Origin of the sequence: Herminiimonas sp. CN (assembly GCF_000622895.1) — a bacterium.
Lineage (GTDB): Bacteria > Pseudomonadota > Gammaproteobacteria > Burkholderiales > Burkholderiaceae_D > AVCC01.
Map to the genome: position 1 here is coordinate 1 of NZ_AVCC01000026.1, position 16,408 is coordinate 16,408.

17 protein-coding genes and 1 pseudogene are annotated in these 16,408 nt (G+C 62.0%); 5 read left to right on the forward strand and 13 right to left on the reverse strand.

Annotation, left to right across the window (positions count from 1 at the left end):
- Positions 1 to 99: 99 nt before the first annotated feature.
- On the reverse strand, positions 100 to 864 hold the full coding sequence (locus HMCN_RS0107710) for a class II glutamine amidotransferase (protein ID WP_025916838.1): 765 nt from the start codon (positions 862 to 864) through the stop codon (positions 100 to 102).
- Between the two features lie 295 nt (positions 865 to 1,159).
- On the reverse strand, positions 1,160 to 1,765 hold the full coding sequence (locus HMCN_RS18265; RefSeq protein ID WP_025916839.1) for an antibiotic biosynthesis monooxygenase: 606 nt from the start codon (positions 1,763 to 1,765) through the stop codon (positions 1,160 to 1,162).
- 154 nt (positions 1,766 to 1,919) lie between these two features.
- Between HMCN_RS18265 and HMCN_RS0107725 the strand changes: the two genes are divergently transcribed.
- Positions 1,920 to 2,882 carry a LysR substrate-binding domain-containing protein gene (locus tag HMCN_RS0107725; RefSeq protein WP_202962652.1) on the forward strand — a complete coding sequence of 321 codons (963 nt, stop codon included), beginning with the start codon at positions 1,920 to 1,922 and terminating at the stop codon, positions 2,880 to 2,882.
- Here HMCN_RS0107725 and HMCN_RS18610 read toward each other — a convergent pair.
- From HMCN_RS18610 to HMCN_RS0107740, 4 genes are all read right to left on the reverse strand, one after another.
- Entirely contained in the window at positions 2,843 to 3,151 is a 309-nt protein-coding gene (locus HMCN_RS18610) for a LysR substrate-binding domain-containing protein (RefSeq protein WP_155837468.1), read from the reverse strand. The two genes, HMCN_RS0107725 and HMCN_RS18610, sit on opposite strands and share 40 nt — an antisense overlap.
- 291 nt (positions 3,152 to 3,442) lie before the next feature.
- On the reverse strand, positions 3,443 to 3,829 hold the full coding sequence (locus tag HMCN_RS0107730; protein WP_025916841.1) for a DUF488 domain-containing protein: 387 nt from the start codon (positions 3,827 to 3,829) through the stop codon (positions 3,443 to 3,445).
- 118 nt (positions 3,830 to 3,947) lie between these two features.
- Positions 3,948 to 4,541: a uracil-DNA glycosylase family protein gene (locus HMCN_RS0107735; protein ID WP_025916842.1), complete on the reverse strand. Its 594-nt coding sequence runs from the start codon at positions 4,539 to 4,541 to the stop codon at positions 3,948 to 3,950.
- A complete protein-coding gene (locus tag HMCN_RS0107740; RefSeq protein ID WP_025916843.1) occupies positions 4,538 to 5,410 on the reverse strand; it encodes a LysR family transcriptional regulator in 873 nt (290 codons plus the stop codon). Before HMCN_RS0107740 ends, HMCN_RS0107735 begins: the two co-directional genes overlap by 4 nt.
- Before the next feature lie 118 nt (positions 5,411 to 5,528).
- On the opposite strand from HMCN_RS0107740, the gene HMCN_RS0107745 reads away from it, so the two are divergent.
- Entirely contained in the window at positions 5,529 to 6,449 is a 921-nt protein-coding gene (locus tag HMCN_RS0107745) for a DMT family transporter (protein ID WP_025916844.1), read from the forward strand.
- A 19-nt stretch (positions 6,450 to 6,468) separates the two neighbouring features.
- On the opposite strand, the pseudogene ribA reads toward HMCN_RS0107745, so the two are convergent.
- From ribA to HMCN_RS0107780, 6 genes and pseudogenes are all read right to left on the reverse strand, one after another.
- A pseudogene (gene ribA, locus HMCN_RS17465) lies at positions 6,469 to 7,102 on the reverse strand (GTP cyclohydrolase II).
- Positions 7,103 to 7,207: 105 nt separating this feature from the next.
- Positions 7,208 to 8,263, reverse strand: a complete 1,056-nt coding sequence (locus HMCN_RS0107760) for a TAXI family TRAP transporter solute-binding subunit (RefSeq protein ID WP_025916845.1) — start codon at positions 8,261 to 8,263, stop codon at positions 7,208 to 7,210.
- Between the two features lie 15 nt (positions 8,264 to 8,278).
- A complete protein-coding gene (locus HMCN_RS0107765) occupies positions 8,279 to 8,923 on the reverse strand; it encodes a hypothetical protein (protein WP_155837470.1) in 645 nt (214 codons plus the stop codon).
- Positions 8,924 to 9,188: 265 nt separating this feature from the next.
- On the reverse strand, positions 9,189 to 9,875 hold the full coding sequence (locus tag HMCN_RS0107770; RefSeq protein WP_025916847.1) for a tRNA (guanosine(46)-N(7))-methyltransferase TrmB: 687 nt from the start codon (positions 9,873 to 9,875) through the stop codon (positions 9,189 to 9,191).
- Positions 9,876 to 9,903: 28 nt separating this feature from the next.
- On the reverse strand, positions 9,904 to 11,031 hold the full coding sequence (gene dprA / locus HMCN_RS0107775) for a DNA-processing protein DprA (RefSeq protein WP_025916848.1): 1,128 nt from the start codon (positions 11,029 to 11,031) through the stop codon (positions 9,904 to 9,906).
- A 17-nt stretch (positions 11,032 to 11,048) separates the two neighbouring features.
- The gene (locus tag HMCN_RS0107780; RefSeq protein ID WP_025916849.1) at positions 11,049 to 12,125 is read right to left on the reverse strand and encodes a LysM peptidoglycan-binding domain-containing protein; all 1,077 of its coding nucleotides are present in this window, start codon (positions 12,123 to 12,125) and stop codon (positions 11,049 to 11,051) included.
- Positions 12,126 to 12,304: 179 nt separating this feature from the next.
- Between HMCN_RS0107780 and def the strand changes: the two genes are divergently transcribed.
- On the forward strand, positions 12,305 to 12,820 hold the full coding sequence (gene def, locus HMCN_RS0107785; RefSeq protein WP_025916850.1) for a peptide deformylase: 516 nt from the start codon (positions 12,305 to 12,307) through the stop codon (positions 12,818 to 12,820).
- 32 nt (positions 12,821 to 12,852) lie between these two features.
- Here the strand turns inward: def and HMCN_RS0107790 are convergent, their stop codons facing one another.
- A complete protein-coding gene (locus tag HMCN_RS0107790; RefSeq protein WP_025916851.1) occupies positions 12,853 to 13,764 on the reverse strand; it encodes a LysR family transcriptional regulator in 912 nt (303 codons plus the stop codon).
- 181 nt (positions 13,765 to 13,945) lie between these two features.
- Between HMCN_RS0107790 and HMCN_RS0107795 the strand changes: the two genes are divergently transcribed.
- Together HMCN_RS0107795 and HMCN_RS0107800 are read left to right on the forward strand one after the other, a co-directional pair.
- On the forward strand, positions 13,946 to 15,127 hold the full coding sequence (locus HMCN_RS0107795) for an acyl-CoA dehydrogenase (protein ID WP_025916852.1): 1,182 nt from the start codon (positions 13,946 to 13,948) through the stop codon (positions 15,125 to 15,127).
- 16 nt (positions 15,128 to 15,143) lie between these two features.
- A complete protein-coding gene (locus HMCN_RS0107800) occupies positions 15,144 to 16,364 on the forward strand; it encodes a CaiB/BaiF CoA-transferase family protein (protein ID WP_025916853.1) in 1,221 nt (406 codons plus the stop codon).
- Positions 16,365 to 16,408: the final 44 nt, after the last annotated feature.

The following is a 16,408-nucleotide window of genomic DNA, read 5'->3' on the forward strand; positions in this document are numbered from 1 at the left end:
GAAATACTTGGCTTTATCGCACTAAAATAGGCGAAGCATTAAAATACAGGGGCGCAGTATTATAAACGTGCAAGCAGCCTGTCGCAGCTGCCCCGGCGATCATGCCGGCATTCCGTCGACAAACATTTTCAATTCGCCCGGTGCCAGCCGGATCCAGTTCTCGTTGGCGGTCAGCGGTTCGGTGACGATAATGGCGACGCAGTCCTGCGGCGTCGTGACTTGCGCGAAATCGACGCTGACATCTTCGTCCGACAGCTGCGCGGTGGCAAACGGATGGCGCCGCACGATGTAATGCAGCTTGGTCGAGCAGTGCACGAACAGCGCATTGCCGTCCGACAGCATCATGTTGAAGGTGCCGTGGCCGGCAATTTCGCTGCACAGCTGCTGCAGCGCGATCTTCAATCCGGCGTTCGACGGCCGCTGTTGGCCGAAGCGCTGCCGCAATTGCTGCAGGATAAAACAGAATGCATATTCGCTGTCGGTGCTGCCGACCGGGTGATAGGCGCCGCTCAGCTTCGGTGCGAAATCCTGCAGTTCGCCGTTGTGCGCGAACACCCAGTAGTGGCCCCACAACTCGCGTACGAACGGATGGCAGTTTTCCAGCGCCACCGCGCCATGCGTTGCCTTGCGGATATGGGCGATGACAACCTTGGACTTGATCGGATAGCGCTTGATGAGTTCGGCGATCGGCGACGCCACGGCGGCCTGGTGATCGACGAAATGGCGCACCCCGTTGCCCTCGAAAAAAGCGATGCCCCAGCCATCCTTGTGCTCATCGGTGCGGCCGCCGCGCGTGGCGAAACCGGTGAAGCTGAACACGATGTCGGTGGGAACGTTGCAATTCATTCCGAGAAGCTGGCACATGGCGTGAAGTCGAACCCAAAAAGAAGTGCGGACGATTACGGTAACATGCGCCGCCGCTGCCGCATAGCGCCGGCTGCCGGATCAGGCCGCCGGGGCGGGTTTTTTGCCGAGCAGGAAATCGCGCAGCGCATGACGCTGGATGTGATGTGTGAAGCTGGCTCGGCATGAGATAGTCGTGAAATTGCGGCTGCGCTGTTGCAGCGCAAAGGCATTGAATCGACGGTCGCCAGCATCGCAATTCCGGGAACCATATCGGTCACTATTTCCTTCCCAAGGCCCCCAAGATTGAAAGAGGTTAAGGCGATGGCTCGACAGGAGCGCCTTTTGGCTTGGGCGTTGTTGAAGGAAAAAGCCAGGGTTTGAGCAGCCGGGTCAGTTGCGGCGCAACACCCCAGGTCATGATGGCCACGACTAACGCCGTTAAGAGAAAGATGCGGGCCAGCAGGGACAAGGGAGCAAGAACGTCGCCTAACAGCAGAAAGAGCAGATACACCGTCGGAAAAATCCCCAACCAAGTGACTACTGCCACTTTCCAGCGGGGGGGCTGGCTGTGTTTAGCGCCGGTCTGGGGTTGAAACCAGTGCGCTAGTCCTGCAATGCCGCGCACCACCGCCAGGCCTTCGATATAGGGGGCAATGCTGGCTAGGCCTGCGGCACGCTCAGCCGACTTCTGCCAAGCATCAAGGCTGCTGGCGTCCTCGAACGCCATCAAGGCGTGGTACAGCGTATCTTCAACAGCCTCCTCGTCGCCCGGGTGTACCAATTGGGCGCCGAGGCAGCCAGGAAAGGCTTCTGCCGAAGTAATAAACTCTGCCATCAGCCATTCAAACTCGGCCTCATGGCCGGGTTTGGCACGACGGCTAACCAGCAGCAGTACGGGATGGGCTTGCGATTCGTTCATGATCGGAATCTATTCAGCGTGGCGCATAAGTTGTTACTTACGACGCTCCTGCCAGTAATTGCCAGGCGATTATTTTATTCTTCATTCTAGTTGAGGATAAGATGGCGTAATTGCCATTAACTATTGCAAATGTGCACCAATGACCCTGCCTGACTTGAATGACTTGTTGTATTTCGTTACGGTGGTGCGGAACCGGGGATTTACTGCGGCAGCGCGGGCGACGGGTATTGAGAAGACTCGCCTCAGCCGGCGGGTGGCTGAACTTGAGAAGCAGCTCGGGGTCAGGCTCTTGCACCGTTCAACTCGACGCATTGGCCTCACCGAGGCCGGCGAGCAGTTCTATGAATGCTGTCTTGTTGTCGTCGAGGAAGCAGAGGCCGCTTACGAAAGTATTGCCAGCCTGCGTAAGGAACCGGTCGGCACCGTCAGGATGACCTGCCCGCCTGTACTCGCTCAGACCTATCTGGCGTCCATCTTGCCTGCCTATCTGGCAAGGCATCCGATGGTCAATCTGCACATCGAAGCCACTGACCATGCCGTGGATTTGATCGAGGACCGTTTTGACTTGGCGCTCCTGGCACGTCCTCAACTTAATGCGATGGCAGGTATCGTAATCCGCAACTTGGGTAACGCCAGAAGAATTTTGGTTGCTGCGCCACGATTCCTTAATGAAACGGGGAGGCCGGCCACTCCCGACGAGATTCCCAACTTTGCCACCTTGGGCAGGGCAAGCGATGTCCGTGATGGCAAGGTACGTTGGGAGATGTCCAACCAAGCGGGAGAGGCATGCTTGGTAAGCCATTTCCCAAGGATGCAAACAAATGACCTGCGGCTCCAGTTTGAGGCCGCCATCGGCGGAGCAGGTATCGCCCTGCTGCCTGAACCCATTGTCGCTGTCAGTATCAAGAAGGGGCTGCTCGAACATGTCTTGCCTGCCTGGTCTGCGTTGTCCAATCGCCTCTGTCTGGCTTATCCCGCTCCCAGAGGCATGCTGCCCTCTGTCAGAAGTGTGCTCGATTTCCTTTCAGAGCACCTCCCTGCGGTTATCCAAGCCCGCAGTGTCATAGCAGACACGAATCAAGCTGACTTCAGCATTGTCCGTTCAGTTGATCCATGAGCGTCCGGCCCGAAGTTCGCAATCACAAACTCGATGAAACTTCGCAGTTTGGGCGTCATCCGTCGGTCTGGAACGTAAACCATGTGCATGGGCCGCGTCGGTGCGCTGTCGCTGTATTCGGGTAGCAAGGTCGCCAACTGTCCGGACGCGGTATGCGGTTCGACGATTTCAGGTGGTTGCAGCAACACACCCATGCCCGAAACAGCAGCAGCCAGATAACTGGGTGTGGCACACAGTGCCGATACGGTGCCAGCTTCGGTAATCAGCACTACCTACCTTTACGGTCGGGGTGATTTCGCAGGCGCTGAAGACGCGCGAGTCGTCCTTGGTGGTTAGGCAGTAAGAGGAGTCGACAGAGGGTGAAACCGGCCGGAGGTGAGTTTTCTCTGTACGTCAGCGACGCGGTGGAGTGATGGTTTCAATCGCCAATCACTCCAAATGCCATCATATAATTCTTGTTATTGAATCCCGAGAAGCTGGCACATGGCGTGCAGTCGAACCCAAAAAGAAGCGCGGACGATTACGGTAACATGCGCCGCCGCATAGCGCCGGCTGCCGGATCAGGCTGCCGGGGCGGATTTTTTGCCGAGCAGGAAATCGCGCAGCGCAACCGCATTGTTATATGCTTCGTCATGGGCCGAAAACACCAGCGTGACCGGCTGGCGCTGCGCCAGCGCGCGCAATTGCGCCAGCGGCTCCGGCTGCTGCTGCAATTCCGCCGCATAGCGCTGGCAGAATTCCGGCCAGCGGGCCGGATCGTGGCCGAACCATTGCCGCAGCGCGGTGCTCGGCGCCAGATCCTTGGCCCACTGGTCGATCGCGGCATCGGTTTTCCTGACGCCGCGCGGCCACAAGCGGTCGACCAGAATCCGCTGGCCGTCGTCTGCCGCCGCCGGCTGGTAGGCACGCTTGAGCCGGATATTGGCTGCTGCAATTTTTCCACCCATGATTTCCAATCGCCTTTCGCTTTCCTGCAGGTTAGGACAGGATCGGTGGCGGGTCAAAGTTTTCGGGTTAACGCACTCTGCGCACTCTGTTAACGCACTCTTTTTGCAGCGGCGGCGTTCAGGCCGCCAGCAGTGCGGCGATGCGCGTGCGCAAGGCTGGAAGCACTTCCTGCCCGAACCACGGATGACGCTGGAACCAGGCTTGGTTGCGCGGCGATGGATGCGGCAGCGGAATGTAGTGCGGCGCGTATTCCGGCCAGGCGCCGACGGTGGCGGTCAGCGAAGCTTTGCGGCGGCGCCCCAGGAAGTGGCGCTGCGCATACTGGCCGATCAGCAGCGTCAATGCGATGTGCGGCATCCGGGCCAGTAATTGGTCGAGCCAGAGTTGCGCGCATTCGCGCCGCGGCGGCAGATCGCCGCCCTTGCCGCGGCCCGGATAGCAATAGCCCATCGGGATGATGGCGATGCGCGCCGCATCATAGAACGTTTCCTGATCGACGCCCATCCAGCCGCGCAGGCGCGCGCCGCTCTGATCGTCCCACGGGATGCCGCTGGTATGCACGCGCAGCCCGGGTGCCTGGCCGACGATCAGGATGCGCGCGGTTGCGCTGGCGCGCACTATCGGGCGCGGCCCCAGCGGCAACTCGGCGGCGCAGGCCCGGCAAGCGCGCACTGCACTCAGCAGCGTCTCCAGGTCGGTGCCGTGGTTCATGCGTGTTCTCCGCTGCCGTCGCACAGTATCCGCAGCAGGGCCGCGACTGCGCCGCTGATTTTTTCGCGGCGGCGAATCAGTACCGTGGTCACGCGCGCCAGCGCATCCGGCAGCGGGTGGATCGATACCGTGTCGCCGACGTTGAGCTTGTCGAGCAGGCTTTGCGGCACCAGCGCGATGCCCATGCCGGAAGCCGCGCAGCCGATCATCGCGTGGTAGGAGGCCAGTTCGACGATGCGTTCGGCCACCACGCGGCCGGAGTTCAGCCAGTGTTCCAGCCGCTGCCGGTAGGCGCAGTCGGCTTCAAAGGTCAGCAGCGTGCGCGTTTGCAGATCCTGCGCCGAGTCGATCGGCGGATGGCCGGCGGGCGCCACCACCATCAGTTTTTCGTAAAAAACCGCGGTGTTTTCCAGCCGGACATCCTCCACCGGGCCGCTGACCAGCGCGCAGTCGAGCGCCCCTTCCAGCACCCCAGTCACCAGCCGTCCGGTGCCGCCGGTGCGCAGTTCCAGCTGCACCTCCGGGTGCTGGCGGTGAAAGGCGGACAGCAGATCGGGCAGCCGTGCCGCTGCGGTGCTCTCCATCGAGCCCAGGCGCAGATGTCCGCAGGGGGTGCCGCCTGCCAGCGCAGCGCGCGCTTCGTCGGCCAGCGCCAGCAAGCGTTCCGCGTATGCCAGCAGGATGCGGCCGGAAGCCGTCAGCAGCAGGCGTTTGCCTTCGCGCAAGAACAGCGCGACGCCGAGTTCCTGCTCCAGCTGGCGGATGCGGGTGGTGACGTTCGACTGCACCCGGTGCAGCTTCAGCGCGGCCTTGGAGATGCCGCCTTCCTCGACCACGCAGCGGAAGATATGCAGATCGCTCAGTTCCATGGTTCTCTTTTCGAGATGAATATGATCTTTATAATTCATTTTACGAGAATTATAGCTCCGTGTAATCTGGGAGGCTGTCTTGCATCGCCTGCATCTGCCAACGCTACCGGAACGCTCTATGAATACCCAACAAAAATCGCGTCAACAGCTGTGGGGCTATCTGGCGGCAGCCGGCACCGTGGCGATCTGGACCGGCTTCATCCTGATCTCGCGCATGGGCGGCAAAACCGCACTGACCGCTTACGATGTCATGGCCCTGCGCCTGGGCACAGCCAGCTTGCTGCTGTTGCCTTTCCTGAGAGGAATGCCGGACCGCGCCTGGCGCGACCGCCGCCTGTGGACGCTGGCGCTGCTGGGCGGCGTGGCTTACTGCGTGCTGGTGTATGCCGGCTTCAAGCTGGCGCCGGCCGCGCATGCGGCCATTCTGCTGCCCGGCATGCAACCGTTCCTGGTGGCGGGCGCGGCTTTTTTGCTGCACGGCGAACGGTTGACGCCGGCGCGCTGCTGGGGCCTGCTGGTGATCGCGGCCGGAGTGGCATGCGTGGCGGTGCCTTACCTGGGCGGCGGCTGGTCGCCTGCCTTGCTCTACGGCGACCTGCTGATTTTTGCCGCCTCGATAGTGTGGGCGCTCTACAGCGTGCTGGTGAAACGCTGGCACTACGGCCCCTGGATCCTGACGCGCTTCGTCACGCTCGGCTCGGCACTGCTGTACCTGCCGGTCTACCTGCTGTTCCTGCCCAAGCAACTGGCCGCCGTGCCGCTGTCGACCCTGCTGCTGCAGGGTTTGTATCAGGGCATCGGGCCGACCATCCTGGCCATGTTGCTGTTCCTGAAGGCGGTGTCCATCCTTGGCCCGGTGCGGGTAGGGGCGCTGATTGCGCTGGTGCCGGTGCTGGCGGGCGTGGCTGCCGCACCCTTGCTCAACGAGGCGCTGACGGCCTGGCTGCTCGGCGGGCTGGTGTGCGTGTCGCTGGGGGCATTGATCGCGGCCCGTCCCGGCCGCCTGCCGGCGGCTGCGGCGGCAAATTCGCGACTTTAGGCGTTCACGCGGCGGTGGCTCACGGCTTGATCATGTGGCCGAGCTTGGCGGCCTTGGTGCTCAGGTAGCGCTCGTTGAACGGATTTCTCTTGATGATCAGCGGGATCTGTTCGGTCACCGCAATGCCCATTCCCAATGCCGCATCGATTTTGCGCGGATTGTTGGTCATCAGGCGCAGCGACGTGATGCCAAGATGCCGGAACATCGGCAGGCACAGGTCGTAATTGCGCTGATCCGGCGCAAAACCGAGTTGTTCGTTGGCTTCCACGGTATCGGCGCCGCTATCCTGCAGGTGGTAGGCGCGCAGCTTGTTGACCAAACCGATGCCGCGCCCTTCCTGGCGCAAATATAGCAATACTCCACGTCCTGTCGGCGGCAATTTTTTGCAGTGCTGCTTCCAGTTGCGGGCCGCAATCGCAGCGCAGGGAAAACAGCGCATCGCCGGTTAGGCATTCGGAGTGGATTCGCGCCAGTACCGGCGCCTCGCCGGCCACCTCGCCCAGCGTCAGAGCCAGATGTTCCTTGCCGGTGGCGACTTCGATGAAGGCGTGCACCAGGAAAGTGGCCCAGGGCGTCGGCAGCGCGCAGGTGGTAATGAATCCCAGCGTTTTTGCGCTGGATGGGCCGGATTCGGCATCGCTGTTCGGAGGCATCGCTGTTGGCATTGGATCAGGCGGCGAATGACACAAAGGTCTTCGCCGGAAATTCGGTAGATGCGGCATTTTACAGCCTGGCGCAATGAACGTCGAAAAGCCGCCTCAGATGCCGCACAGCCCCAGCACTTTTTCCTGCTGGCTGCATTTCTTCGCCTGCTGGGTGGTCGCGGCAGGCAAGCCCGCCGCGACGCGATGCGCGGCGCAGTCGCGCAACACCTGCGCCATCGGCGCATAGTATGTCCATCCCTTGCCGAGCGGCGGCAATGCCATGCCGACCTGCCTCCATTTCTGGTGTCCGTGGTTCTGCAGGTTGTCGAAATTCAGGCAAAGGGCGTCTGCGAAGCGCCGCAGATACGCTTTCGTCATCTTCAGGTTGTAGTCGTAAGTAACCAGAAATGCCTTCACCGTCAGCGTCGGCACATCCTGGCTGATCCAGTTCGGATAGCTGGCGCTGCGTATGACGGCCGGAAAATAAATCTTGGTCGCGCGCTGGATTTCTGGCGCTTTTTCATCCAGGCGCAGCAACTTGATGTACTGCCGCGCTTCCGGCTTCATGTCGGCAAACAGTTTGGCCGGCTGGCCCGCGACGATCACCACGACATCGATCGACTTGTCCTCGGTCAGCTTGAGCAGCGCTTCCTCGTTGGAGAGATAGCTCGCATTGCCATCGGGCAAATTCTGGCCGTACATCAGCCGGTACAGCGTCGTCGCCGACAGTGCGGTGCCGCTGCCGACCGGGCCGACGTTGATTTTCTTGTCTTTCATTTCATGGATGAAGTTCAGCGGCGAATCGGCCCGCGTGACGAAGTAGATTTCCTCGTTGTACAGCGGCAGAATCACGCGCAAAGGCCGGATGATCTGGCCGGCCGGCTTGTTCCCGGCCTGGGCCTGGTCGAGCAGCGCCTGGTAGACGTCGGACTGCACCAGCGCCAGCTTCACGCCCGGCTCGTAGCGCAAGCGCTGCACGTTTTCTGCCGAACCCTTGGAAGGCAGCACCTGCAGATCGATCCCGGCCGGTGCGGCGACCCACTTCGCCAGGTCGCGGCCGATTTCGATATAGGTGCCGCGCTCGGACGCGGTCACGATCTTGTATTCGACGCGGGCCAAGGCCAGCGCCGGCAGCATGAGAAACAGGCAGAGCAGGCAGATCTTTTTCATGATGTTCCCTCCGGTTCAGTTGGTACTGCAGAGCGCCAAGGCTTGCCGGGCATCCGAACAGCGCGCCTTCTCGGGTGCCGTCGCTTCTCGTGGTTGCGGTGCGGCCGGCGGCGCCGGCCTGGGTTCGACTGCGCTTGCCTCTGTCGCTGCCCGTGCTTCGGCGCCTGGCTGCGCAGGCTCGGAGGCCGCCACAGGCGGAGCAGGCGCTGCATCGGGCACACGGATTTGCGCTTTTCCCGACCCGCTGGCTGCGGTCGGAGCCGGTATCGGCATGCGGTAAGGAACTTCCTGGCCGCGGATGCTTTTGGCGGAATCGGGCGGCGGCAATGGCGACGGCAGCAGCGAGAAAATCAGCAAGCCGACACTCGCCAGCAGGAATATGAGCAGTGCCAGGCCCCATCCCCAGCGCTGCCATTTTTCTTCTCTGGAGGGGCTGTATTGCCGACCCGGCGGCATCATGTCCGGGGCGCCGCCAAGTGCGTGTTCCGCATGCAGCGCATGGCCGCAACTGCTGCATGTCGGGAGCAGCCCGAGGTTGATGGTTCCGCATTGCGGGCAAGTCGGCAGATTCGGGGGCTGGCCGGGGTGGCTGCCGGCTTCCGCTGTGGGCCCGGTTTCAGGCCGGCCGGATGAGTATTCCATCGACTTGACTCGTTTCATGTCGCCGCCTGGGGCGCGCTGCGGCCAGCGAATGCCGGTGTGCCGGTGCAGCCCCTGCCGCAGCCTGGATAGTTGCATTAAAAATGCAGGGTATGGCAATTTTAGTGCCATTTTAAGCATGTATTTATTGCGATAATAAAATATACTGGCCAATGTATGAAGTCAGTACGGAAGCGCCGCAGCGCCCGCTTCTGCGCTGATGGTAAACCCGGTGTCCGGCCTGATCTTGTGTGATATCAAAAGATGCACGCAATCGCGGCAGGATTCAGGCGAGTTGCGCGCGATAGCGCCACAGGCTGTGGCCGGAGGCAAGATATTTGCGTTCGAACGGGGTGATCGGGGTGTCGATCGGGTAGTGCTCGACGCCGGGTTGCGGCGACGGGCGCAGTTGCTGCACTGCAGCCGCGAATTCCTCGACATAGATGCGCCAGTTGCTGCGGCATTCCAGTACGCCGCCCAGCGCGACTATGGTCGGAAACACTGCGTGTCCGTGCCAGCGGCGGCCCAGATGCGCAGCTTTCGGCCACGGATTCGGGTACAGCAGATACTGGCGCGCCGGGCGGATGCCGCCGGCCGACAGCAAGCGCCAGTAATCGACCAGATCGGCCCGTACCAGCGTGAAGTTTTGCGGCGCTGCACCATGCCACGCCGTATTGCGTTCCAGCCGGTCGGCCGACTGGTCGATGCCGAGCACGAAATGGTCGGGAAATTGCGTCGCCAGGTGCCGGGTCGAGAGCCCGACACCGCAGCCGGTATCGAGGATCAGCGGCATCGAACCGGTATCGCCGCCGGCAGCATTGCGCCAGGCGGCCATGCTGGCTTCAAAAGCCTGGCGGTTATAGGCGGTAATCGGTTTTTGGAAGGTGCTGGCAGCGTGTCTGGCGACGATCGCCGCCAAATGTTCGTGAATACCGCTCTGGCCGCTGGAAATGGGGGAGGAATTGGCGTGCATGGCAGGAGTATACCTGCGCCTGCTGCTGTCAGCCCAGCCGCCGGTAGGCGCCGTCCGGCAGCCGTTCCACCAGCCCGTCCAGCTCCAGCGTCAGCAGCTGGGTGCTGAGCATGGCGATATCGAAGCCGCTGCGCTGCGCCAGCGCATCGATCTGCACCGGATCGAATCCCAGCGCGGCCAGCAGCCGGCTGGCGAGCGGGTCTTTCGGATTGGCGCTGGCCGGTGCCGGGCCGGCGGCGCCTGCCGCAGTGCCAGGGGCCGGAGTGAAATTGCGCAATTCTTCCAGTATGTCCTGGGCCGAGTCGACCAGCTTGGCACCTTGCTTGATCAGCAGATGGCAGCCCTTGGACAGCGGCGAATGGATCGAGCCCGGGATCGCGAATACGTCCCGGCCCTGCTCGGCGGCCATGCGGGCAGTGATCAGCGAGCCCGACTGCAGCGCCGCCTCGATCACCAGCACGCCGCGCGCCAGCCCGGAAATGATGCGGTTGCGGCGCGGAAAGTTGGCGGCGATGGCCGGCATCCCGAGCGGGTACTCGCTGACGATGCAGCCGCAATCGGCGATCCGGTGCGCCAGGCTGCGGTTGCGGGCCGGATAGACGATGTCGGCGCCGGTGCCGATCACGGCCACGGTCGAGCCGGCACCGCGCAGGCCGCCCTGATGGGCGGCAGCATCGATCCCCAGCGCCAGACCGGAAATGATGCTGAGCCCGGCCTGGCTCAGCGCCTGCGCGAACTGGTCGGCGTTGGCGATGCCCTGCGCGGTGGCGTTGCGGCTGCCGACCACTGCCAGCGCCGGAGCCGACAGCAGCGCCAGCCGCCCTTTCGCGTACAGCATCAGCGGCGGGTCGGCGATATCCAGCAGCGCCGCCGGATAAGTGTCATCTGCCAGCGTCAGCACGTGGTTGCCGGCCTGTGCGCACCAGTCCAGCGTCTTGTCGATCAGGGCTTTGGTGGCATCGGACGGCGCGGCCAGCAGCGCATGGGCGACGCGCTGCGACACCACCTGATGCAATGCGGCAAAGCTGCTCGAAAAAATGTGCTCCGGCAGGCCGAAGGCCGCCAGCAGCTTGCGCGCAGTCTCGGGGCCGACGCCGGGCGTCTGTTCCAGCCGCAGCCATAGCGCCAGTTCCTCGGAGTGTGCGGCGCCCGTCATGGCGAAAGCGCCGCCGCTTACTCGGGCGACCTGGCCACATCGCCGACCTGAACCGAGTCGGCGACCTGCATGATCAGGCCGTAAGCGATTCTGTCAAAGACGCGAAAAATGAACAGCGTGCCGTACTGCTCGTCAGGCAGCTTGATGGCCCTGCCTTTATCGGCCGGATCGTTGATCAGCTGGCCGTGGCGCGACAATTCAAGCACGGTGCCGATGTCGATGCCATCGTTCCGGCCGCGATTGATCGACACCACCTGATTCTGTCCGGCATGGCTGACGCCGCCGTAGATGGCCACGATGCGCGCCGCGACCGGGGCGTCCGGCGGATGCGGCATGTAATTCATGATCGGGGTGGGCGGTACCGGCAGCAGGCGGTCGCCTACGCCTATTTCTTCCTTGGACGTAACTACCGAAAAAGTGTGCGCTTCATTTTCCGCAGCGGCTGCGCGCTGCAGCTTGAGGGTGCCGAGATAGACCGCCTCATAACCGATGACCGCTTTGGTTTCCGGGTCGGCCAGCGGCTTGCCCGGGCGAAATGCCTGGAACGAGGTGCCGCCCTGCAGTGCGCCCCGGACATACGCCTTGTCGTTTTTGCCGAGGAACACGCGGCCTTCCTGGGTTGCGACAATGCGCGGCGTATCGTTGAGCTGCTTTTCTTCGATTACCAGCGGCTGCGACAGGAACGGTTCGATCGCGCTGGCGGCAATCGCCGGCACCGCAGCCACGCCCAGAGCTTCGGTGCGGATTCCGGGCAGCAGGCGCACGTTCGGCGAGCCGCCCATGGCAGTGGGCGTGCCCAGCCGCAGGCGGCCGGCGGCGCGGTCGAAATACACGACCTGGCCCGGATAAATCCAGTGCGGATCGTGGATCTGGTCGCGGTTCAGGCCCCAGACTTGCGGCCAGCACCACGGATGCTGCAGAAATTTTCCGGAAATGCCCCACAGGGTGTCGCCGCGCACCACCGCATGTTGATCCGGAGCATTCGGCAGGAATTCGCACGAGGCGGCCTGTACATTGGACCCGGCCAGTAAAGCCAGCGCAGCGAAGGCGGGCGCCGCGGTCAATTTCAGGGCGATTGTGCTAAACTTTTTCATGCTGTTATCCAATCAGTGTGGCCTGTTGTATTCGTATACACAAAGCCACAAATGTGGTGTGCGCAAACAAGTGGACGTGCGGCAATACTTGCAAAATTGAATCAAATTCTGCCCATAAATCCTTGAACTAGCAAGAGAAACCCCTTTTCGGCACTGTGCTGCTGTTGTGTAAAAGTTGTATGCCACTATTAAATATTCTGCGTTATCCCGATCCGCGCCTGCACAAGATCGCCAAGCCGGTGACCGTCTTCGATGCGCGCCTGAAAAAGCTGATCAAGGACATGGCAGACACCATGTACGAAGCTCCGGGCGTCGGCCTGGCCGCATCGCAAGTCGATGTCCATCAGCAGCTGGTGGTGATCGATACCTCCGACGCGCAAGACGACTTGCGGGTCTTCATCAATCCGGAAATCCTCTGGGTCAGCAGCGAGACCAAGGTCTACGACGAAGGCTGCCTGTCGGTCCCCGGGGTCTACGATGGCGTCGAGCGGCCGGCGCAGGTCAAGGTGCGGGCGCTGGATGCCGACGGCACGCCGTTTGAAGTCAGCGCCGACGGCTTGCTGGCGGTCTGCATCCAGCACGAGATCGATCATCTCAGGGGCAAGGTGTTTGTCGAATACCTGTCCCCGCTCAAGCGCAATCGGATCCGGACCAGGATGCTGAAGGAAGAGCGTTTGCTGCAGCGCCGCGGATAACCGTTGGCGGCGGCGCATCGCCGTATTCCGTATCAATTCTGGCCAATGCTCTGACGATAGGATTTCGCCTCATTGGCAAGCCAGTCGCGAAAATGCTGCAGGACTGCGCTTTCAGCCTTCTTTTCGGGATAGACCAGATAATACGATTTGTTGTTGACGAAGTAATGATCGGCAGCAATCATCAATTGCCCGCTTTGCAATTCATATTCGATCAGAAAGCGCGGGATCAGCGCGATCCCCATGCCGTGCATGGCGGCCTGTGTGAGCATCGAAAACAGTTCGTAGCGCGGCCCGGTCATGTCGTGCTCGACCTGCAGGCCGAACGATTCGAACCAGGCATGCCAGACATACGGGCGGGTGGTTTGCTGCAGTAACGGGTATTCCTGCACCTGTTCCGGAGTCAGCTTCTTGCGCGGCGCGATCAGGTCCGGGCTGCACACCGGCACGATATCCTCCTGCATCAGGAAACACGCTTCAGTCCCCGGCCAGTTGGCGTCGCCGCAATGGATCGCCGCATCGAAGCCGGTGTCGTTGAACAGGAACGGGCGGGTGCTGGTGGTCAGGTTGATCGAAATGTCCGGGTTGGCCTGATGGAAACCGGCCAGTCTGGGCAGCAGCCACCTGGCGGCAAAGGTCGGCACCACGGCCAGCTCCAGATTGCCGCCCAGCCCGCGCCGCGCCATCAGTTCCAGCGTGTCGCGCTCCAGCGCATCGAGCCGCAGCGCTACCTGCCGGCCGTAGGTGGTGCCGGCTTCGGTCAGCGTCACGCCGCGCTTGCTGCGGTGGAACAGGGGCACGCCCAAAAACTCCTCCAGGCCGGCAATCTGACGGCAGATTGCGCTCTGGGTCTGGCTTAGCTCCAGCGCCGCCTGGGTGAAGCTCTGGTGCCTGGCGGCGGATTCGAATGCCGTCAGGGCTTTGGTATTGGGAATCTTTCTGCGCATGTTGAATGCCATTGTAAAGAGAGAAATGTCCGACGCGTGCGTAAAACGCACAAGCTGATGCATATTACGCGTTTGCGCAGCGCCCGTCATTCTCGTACATTGGCCGGCAGGTCATTATGTGTTGTGCTTGCAGCGGTGGGCGAGGAAGCCTGCGCTATTATAAATTCACCAGGAGAACGAAATGGGTCAAAAAACACAATTTCATTGGGACGATCCGCTGTTGCTGGATCAGCAGCTGAGCGATGAAGAGCGCATGGTGCGCGACGCCGCCCACGCCTACAGCCAGGACAAGCTGCTGCCGCGCGTGCAGGAAGCGTTTCGCAACGAAACCACCGATCCGGCGATCTTCCGCGAAATGGGCGAACTCGGCCTGCTGGGGCCGACCATTCCGGAACAATACGGCGGCCCCGGCCTGAATTACGTCAGTTATGGCCTGATCTCGCGCGAAGTGGAGCGGGTCGATTCCGGCTACCGCTCGATGATGAGCGTGCAATCCTCGCTGGTGATGGTGCCGATCTATGAATTCGGCACCGAAGCACAAAAACAGAAATACCTGCCAAAATTGGCCACCGGCGAATTGATCGGCTGCTTCGGCCTGACCGAGCCGAACCACGGTTCCGACCCCGGCTCGATGATCACCCGCGCCAAGAAAGTGGCGGGCGGCTACAGCCTGTCGGGCAGCAAGATGTGGATCTCCAACTCGCCGATCGCCGACGTGTTCGTGGTCTGGGCCAAGGACGACGAAGGCGCGATTCGCGGTTTCGTGCTGGAAAAAGGCATGAAAGGCCTGACTGCCCCTGCAATCCACGGCAAATTCGGCCTGCGCGCCTCGATCACCGGCGAAATCGTGATGGACGGCGTGTTCTGCCCGGAAGAAAACGCGTTCCCGGATGTGCGCGGCCTGAAAGGTCCGTTCACCTGCCTGAATTCGGCACGTTACGGTATCGCCTGGGGTGCCTTGGGCGCGGCCGAGGATTGCTTCCATCGCGCTCGCCAATATGTGCTGGACCGCAATCAGTTCGGTCGTCCGCTGGCCGCCAATCAATTGATCCAGAAGAAGCTGGCCGACATGCTGACCGAAATTTCGCTCGGCCTGCAGGGCTGCCTGCAACTGGGCCGGATGAAGGACGCCGGCACCGCGGCAGTCGAGATCACCTCGATCATGAAGCGCAATTCCTGCGGCAAGTCGCTCGATATCGCCCGCGTTGCGCGCGACATGCTGGGCGGTAACGGCATCTCCGACGAGTACGGCATCATCCGTCACATGGTGAATCTGGAAGTGGTGAATACCTACGAAGGCACGCATGACATCCATGCGCTGATTCTGGGTCGCGCCATTACCGGTATCCAGGCCTTCTCCTGAGGACGGCGGGTAATCTATGAGCTTGCTTCCCGACATCAAGGTGCTTGATCTGACGCGTGTGCTGGCAGGGCCGTGGTGCACGCAAATCCTGGCCGATTATGGCGCGACCGTGATCAAGATCGAAAAACCGGGTGTCGGCGACGATACTCGCCACTGGGGGCCGCCGTATGCGAAGGATGCAGACGGCAACCTGACCAGCGAAGCGGCTTATTACCTGTCGGCCAACCGCGGCAAGCAGTCGGTCACGCTCGATTTCGCCAAGCCGGAAGGCGCCGCGTTGCTGCGCCGACTGGTCGCGCAAGCCGACGTGCTGATCGAGAATTACAAGGTCGGCAGCCTGCAGAAATACGGGCTGGATTATGCATCGCTGAAGGCAATCAATCCGCGCCTGATTTATTGCTCGATCACCGGCTTCGGCCAGACCGGCCCGTATGCGGCGCGGCCCGGCTACGACTTTGCGATTCAGGGCATCGGCGGCCTGATGAGCATCACCGGCGAGCGCGACGATCTGCCCGGCGGCGGCCCGCAAAAAGTCGGGGTGGCGGTGGTCGATGTGATGACCGGCATGTATGCCAGCACCGCGATTCTGGCCGCGCTGGCCAATCGCGCCAGCAGCGGCGAAGGTCGGCATATCGACGTCGCGCTGCTCGATGTGCAGGTGGCGATGCTGGCCAATGTCGGCATGAATTATCTGGTCAGTGGCGCCTTGCCCAAACGCTGGGGCAATGCGCATCCGAACATCGTGCCGTATCAGGCGTTCGAGACCGGCGACGGGCAAATCGTCATCGCGATCGGCAACGACGGCCAGTTCGCCCATTTTTGCCGGGTGCTGGGCAAGCCGGAGTGGAGTGCCGATGCGCGCTTCGCCAGCAATCCGGCACGCGTCAAGCACCGCGAACTGCTGGTGCCGCTGATCACGGAAGCGCTGCAAGCCTGGCGTGGGCCGGAGTTGGCGGAAGCGCTGGAAGCGGTCGGCGTGCCGTGCGGGCCGATCAACAATCTGGCGCAAGTCTTTGCCGACCCGCAGGTGCAGGCGCGCGCAATGCGGGTCGATGTGCCGCATCCGAGCGCCGGCAGCGTGCCGCAAGTGCGCCATCCGGTGCGCTTTTCCGGCGACGCGACTGCCGCCATGCAAGCGCCGCCGATGCTGGGCCAGCATACCGACCAGGTATTGCAGCAGATGCTCGGGTTGCCGGCAGACGAGATTGCCGCGCTGCGGCAACAGGGGCTGGTGTAACGCAGCCCGATTGCCGCCTCCCTCCTGCCTTGGGGGAAGGCGTC

Bases quoted from the DNA above. Each gene is read 5' to 3' on its own strand.
- HMCN_RS0107760 (WP_025916845.1), bottom strand. From the start codon at position 8,263: ATGAAAAAGATCTGCCTGCTCTGCCTGTTTCTCATGCTGCCGGCGCTG.
- HMCN_RS0107800 (WP_025916853.1), top strand. From the start codon at position 15,144: ATGAGCTTGCTTCCCGACATCAAGGTGCTTGATCTGACGCGTGTGCTG.
- HMCN_RS18265 (WP_025916839.1), bottom strand. From the start codon at position 1,765: ATGAACGAATCGCAAGCCCATCCCGTACTGCTGCTGGTTAGCCGTCGT.
- HMCN_RS0107740 (WP_025916843.1), bottom strand. From the start codon at position 5,410: ATGGAACTGAGCGATCTGCATATCTTCCGCTGCGTGGTCGAGGAAGGC.
- HMCN_RS0107735 (WP_025916842.1), bottom strand. From the start codon at position 4,541: ATGAACCACGGCACCGACCTGGAGACGCTGCTGAGTGCAGTGCGCGCT.
- HMCN_RS0107710 (WP_025916838.1), bottom strand. From the start codon at position 864: ATGTGCCAGCTTCTCGGAATGAATTGCAACGTTCCCACCGACATCGTG.
- HMCN_RS0107780 (WP_025916849.1), bottom strand. From the start codon at position 12,125: ATGAAAAAGTTTAGCACAATCGCCCTGAAATTGACCGCGGCGCCCGCC.
- dprA (WP_025916848.1), bottom strand. From the start codon at position 11,031: ATGACGGGCGCCGCACACTCCGAGGAACTGGCGCTATGGCTGCGGCTG.
- HMCN_RS0107730 (WP_025916841.1), bottom strand. From the start codon at position 3,829: ATGGGTGGAAAAATTGCAGCAGCCAATATCCGGCTCAAGCGTGCCTAC.
- HMCN_RS0107765 (WP_155837470.1), bottom strand. From the start codon at position 8,923: ATGAAACGAGTCAAGTCGATGGAATACTCATCCGGCCGGCCTGAAACC.
- HMCN_RS0107745 (WP_025916844.1), top strand. From the start codon at position 5,529: ATGAATACCCAACAAAAATCGCGTCAACAGCTGTGGGGCTATCTGGCG.
- def (WP_025916850.1), top strand. From the start codon at position 12,305: ATGCCACTATTAAATATTCTGCGTTATCCCGATCCGCGCCTGCACAAG.
- HMCN_RS0107790 (WP_025916851.1), bottom strand. From the start codon at position 13,764: ATGCGCAGAAAGATTCCCAATACCAAAGCCCTGACGGCATTCGAATCC.
- HMCN_RS0107770 (WP_025916847.1), bottom strand. From the start codon at position 9,875: ATGCACGCCAATTCCTCCCCCATTTCCAGCGGCCAGAGCGGTATTCAC.
- HMCN_RS0107795 (WP_025916852.1), top strand. From the start codon at position 13,946: ATGGGTCAAAAAACACAATTTCATTGGGACGATCCGCTGTTGCTGGAT.